At 36.4% G+C, this 4,849-nt stretch carries 3 protein-coding genes; 1 reads left to right on the top strand and 2 read right to left on the bottom strand.

Annotation, left to right across the window (positions count from 1 at the left end):
* Positions 1-391 precede the first annotated feature (391 nt).
* A complete protein-coding gene (locus J6U00_RS01160; RefSeq protein WP_296577772.1) occupies positions 392-2,254 on the bottom strand; it encodes a dockerin type I domain-containing protein in 1,863 nt (620 codons plus the stop codon).
* 132 nt (positions 2,255-2,386) lie between these two features.
* Complete coding sequence (locus tag J6U00_RS01155; RefSeq protein ID WP_296577774.1) at positions 2,387-3,283, bottom strand: 3-hydroxyacyl-CoA dehydrogenase; 897 nt, start codon at positions 3,281-3,283, stop codon at positions 2,387-2,389.
* Between the two features lie 200 nt (positions 3,284-3,483).
* Between J6U00_RS01155 and J6U00_RS01150 the strand changes: the two genes are divergently transcribed.
* Positions 3,484-4,221 carry an alpha/beta fold hydrolase gene (locus J6U00_RS01150; protein WP_296577769.1) on the top strand — a complete coding sequence of 246 codons (738 nt, stop codon included), beginning with the start codon at positions 3,484-3,486 and terminating at the stop codon, positions 4,219-4,221.
* Positions 4,222-4,849 lie beyond the last annotated feature (628 nt).

Below are 4,849 nucleotides of genomic sequence, written 5' to 3'. Positions count from 1 at the left end.
AGTATAATATATATCTAGAAAAAGTGCAATACATCTATATAATTTAAATAATATAACAGTAAAAGCTCTCTTATACGAATGAAATTGCAGCTTATCCCCAAAAATTTGCTTCGATTATACCTACTTATTAGACGTTTGAGATTATCATTTCTCTCACCATTTTCTAAAAATTTTTTTACTGTAATACAGCTTAATATCGTAGATTCAATGAACCCTGAAAAATGAATTTTCAAACTGAGTGTAAAAAGTATTTATCAAAAAGTGTTTTTCCAAAATATAATGCAGTTGAAATAAATAAAAAAGGAGTATGTCTGAGTCATCACACCAAGAAAACATACTCCTATTTTTGTTTACGCTATAAAACTTATTATACAGTCAAATATTTCTCGTATTATTCCGCCAGTTTCTCTTCAATTGCAGATAAGTCTACGATCTGAAGCCAATCTCTCATATCGTCAAGTTCTCCACCTGTAGATAAATACGAGTAATAAGCAAGAACAAGCGATGCGTCAGCTGCATCAATGATGCCGTTTCCGTCAACTTCACCTGCAACGAACTGCTTTTCAGTGAAAGCTGCGGGCTGTTTTGTGGATATTCTCGCATATTCAGCAAGTATAAGACTTGCGTCAACTGCGTTTACCTCTCCGTCAAAGTTAACGTCTCCAAGCTTTACATAATCATTTACAGGAACAATAAGTTCCTCGCTTATGTTGTTTTCATTGTCAACAGCGAATATGTGAACATACTGCGAAATAACAGTATCATCAAGCTCAACCTCAAGCTCTGCCATTCCTTCTTCATCAGCAGGAATGATATTCTTTACTGTTTCCTTATCATCTTCGTACTCAATGATCTCCGGAGTTTCCTTATTGCTGTCTGTGACCTTGACAACAAATCCAGCGATTCCACTAAGCGACTTCTCCTGTACGATATTTGAAGAAGCAACTACCTTACTCTCCTTCTCTGATACAGCGCTTACGTAATAATCATATACTGTAGGCTCATCCTTTGCCTGAACAGAAAGCCGCATTTTGCTATTGTTTACATTAGAATCTGATACGTCAGGCTTCTGCGGAGCTTTTCTGTCAGTGAATGCGCCGTCAACAGCATTAGTGCTGTCTGAATTCTGATAAAGGAAGAAAAGTGTATTTGCAAGCACCTTTCTTTCATCATCTGTTGCCTGTCCGTTGCTGTGACCTGTCTGTATCATACCAAGATTGTTATTTGTAATAAGATAGAAATTGCCTATTGCACCAGTCTCAGCATCAATTATATCACCGGTGCCTAACGTCATCCAGACAGTTGCATCAAGAGCATACTGGCCAGTCGTGTGACAGCTCGGTATATCAAGAGTTCCGCGTATAGTCCATGGGTAATCCGTCATAACTCCTGTCTTTACTACTGTTGCTATATTCGATGCCGAAGTATTACGCGCACCTATAAGGATACCAAGATCCTCTGCAAATGTATTGAAATTAGTGTAACCAAGGCCTGCGCCGAGAGTATCGTGTCCGAAAAGAACGCCTCTTCCGCTCTTTTCAAATTTAGTAACTTCCTCCATAGCTTCATTGCTGAAATCAAAACCGGAATTATAATCAGCAGCTCCTACAAATAGAACATCATACTTCCAGCTTCCGTCCTCGTTGTACAAATATGTTACAGGGTCCGAATTGAAATCATCGAAATATACCGATGATATATTCATCAGATCTTTTCCAGCAGGAGTTTCTGTTTCACCTATTGGCGAAGTCATCCATTCCTCAAGGAACGGCTGTGCCGGATATATATTCAGCACATCGACCTTTTCCTTTTCATTCCATATAGAGCGGACTTCCCAGTCTGAACCGCTTTCACGCCTGAAAAGCTGATAGCCAAAACCGTCTTCATCACTTACGTTGTTCCATGTAAGAGTGACCTTGTTATCCTCGATTTTGCTGTTAAGTTTAAGTTCAGCCATAGCAGTTGCTTCCGTTGTCACAGCTGAAGTAGTAGTTGTTTCTTCAGTTTCTGTTCCCAAAGCCGAAGCAGTTGTTGTAGAAACTTCTGTTGCAGCAGTCAAAGTTGTAGTTGCAGAAGCTGTTGTTGAAACAGCCATAGTAGTTGTTGTGGTGGCTGATGTAGCAATTGACGGCTCGATCGGTTCTGTGCTGTCGTTATCGGCTGCAATAAGATTCATTACTGAACATGTATTGACAGTAAGCAGCATACTCATACATACTGACAATGCTTTTTTAGTTGCCTTTGATACTTTCAAATCATACACCTCCAAAGATTATATACAAGTAATATTGTATCATAGAAAGTAATATGTGTCAATATATTATCATCCTATTTGAAGTTGTCATGTATCAACGCACAAACGATATAAACTGGCTAAATTGTTAATTCAGGAATAGAATCTGCTACCGGATTCTAACATTTTTCTGAGTTTTTCCGCAATAAGGTTTTCAATCGTACCTTCCTGATTTGCAGAAGGACTCGTTACAACAACCGCATAAACAGTATTAATCCCAACTGTATCCATAATCTCAAAAGGGCCATACTTTGAAGCTGTAGACAGCTTCCATGTTTTATCAATATCACTGGAAGAAGCAACTTCTCCAGCCCAAAGCTTAAGTGCTGAAAGGAGAAACGGTATAAGCAGAGAATTCAGAATATATCCTTTCTGTTCCTTACGGATAATGGAAGGGATCATGTTTATCCTGTTGGCAAAAGCTTTTGCTTTCTGTACTGTTTCCTCTGAGGTACCACTATGTCCCATAATCTCTGCAATATTTGCTATCCATATATTATTTGCAAAATGAACTGCTATAAATCGTTCAGAATTATCAATAATATCCTTAAAATCACTTGGAAGAAAACTTGATGTATTTGTAGCAATTACAGCATCGTTACTTACATATTTATTCAGATTATTATAGAATTCCTTTTTGGTATCCATATTTTCTGAAATAGATTCAATTATAAAGCTTTGCCCCGATACTGCTTTCTCCATATCTGTTTCAAATATAATATTATCCATAACAGTATCAGTCTTGTTCTGATACAAATCGAAATCAGCTTCGGTGACCTGTTTGCCAACTGTATCAAATGCACCAAGATAGTTCATTTTTCCATATTTACAAGCTGCAATTGTCTGACTGTAGCTTTCTTTCAAGGCATCCAGCTTCTTTTTGGCTCTTTGTACAGAATCTGCTGAACGTAGCCATATCGTTGTTTTTAGCCCAGCATAAGCACACTGAAATGCAATCTGACTTCCAAGGACACCGCCGCCTGCGACCATTATTTTGTTCATTATTTTTCTCCTTTAAGTTTAATATATACTATATATTATATCACAAACAATTATTTTGTCAATATATTAAAGCAATAATAATTGATACTGTATTGTGATGACTTTTAACTCAATCATCCACATATTGACAAAAATCATAGTGTTTGATATAATTTAAAAAAATACAAAACCGACCGGAGGATTTAATCATGAAAGAATTCTATATAAACTGTGACGGTATCCGTCTTCATGCAAAACTGGACCGCCCCAATGAAACTGTAAACGGTCCGCTGTGCATACTTGTTCACGGATTTACTGGGTATATGGAAGAAGATCATATAATTGCGGTTCAGAAAGCAATGAATGAATCAGGTGTTTCTGTTCTGCGTGTGGAGATGTACGGTCATGGAAAAAGTGATGGAGAATTCAGGAATCATACCCTTTATAAATGGATCACCAATGCACTTGCAGTAGTCGAATATGCAAAAAAGCTTGACTTTGTGACAGAGCTATATATGTGCGGTCATTCACAGGGAGGACTTCTTACAATGCTAATAGGCGCTATGTATGCGGATGACTTCAAAGCTATCATTCCATTATCCCCCGCATGGATGATCCCGGAAAATGCAAGAGATGGTATAATGCTTGGAAACAACTTTGATAAGGAACATATCCCGGATAAGGTAGCCAGCGAAAGCTGGGAAGTTTCTGGAGATTATGTCCGTACAGCTCAGACTATTCATGTGGAAGACTCTATTGAAAGATACAAAGGGAAAGTGCTGATCATACACGGCGACGAGGATCCTGTCGTTCCCTATTCTTATGCAGAAAAAGCCGTCAGTCTTTATACTGACGCAGAGCTAATCCCGATACGCGGTGCAGATCACTGTTTCACAGGTCATCTTGACGAGCTTACTGATAGCATGAGGTCTTTTTTCAGACGATAAACCAAATTAGGATAAAAAAGACTATTAACCTACAATATTGCTTATTTCATAAGTCAGCAAATATAATACTCTTTCTCCTAATATTCATCAATCGCCATAATCGCTTCTTCGGTTATTGAGACGTATGTATAGTATGAAAAAATACTAGAAACATTTACTACATCAATATAACTATCTTTGTTTAAATCTCCAAGTGTTAAATTTAGAGATGTAGTATTTGTTGTAGCGGCAGTATTTTTGATGCTTGTAGTCGTATACTATTATATCATTCCATTATAATATAAAGATAATGGATTTTTTGCTTCATTTGGTTCAACACAGACCATATAACTCCTATATATTATTTAGTCTGATTTGAATTTATATTAAAAGTTTCACTGCATTTTTATATATACGAATTAGGTGTTCAAATTGTGACATCCTTTTGAGAAGAATTTTTTGTCTTTGAGAACATTTTATTTGTATATTATGCAGAATATAAGACGATACATGATTTTGTTACCGTTTTTTCATTGACTTTTACATAAAAACATGATAATATAAAAGCATAATAATATTAAAATTTACACAAATCAAAAAATAATTTAATATTCAACAACATCTCTTTAAAAATAGTATAAATATTTCT

Source organism: Ruminococcus sp., from assembly GCF_017650195.1.
Lineage (GTDB): Bacteria > Bacillota > Clostridia > Oscillospirales > Ruminococcaceae > Ruminococcus.
This window is presented reverse-complemented; position numbering and strand designations above follow the sequence as displayed.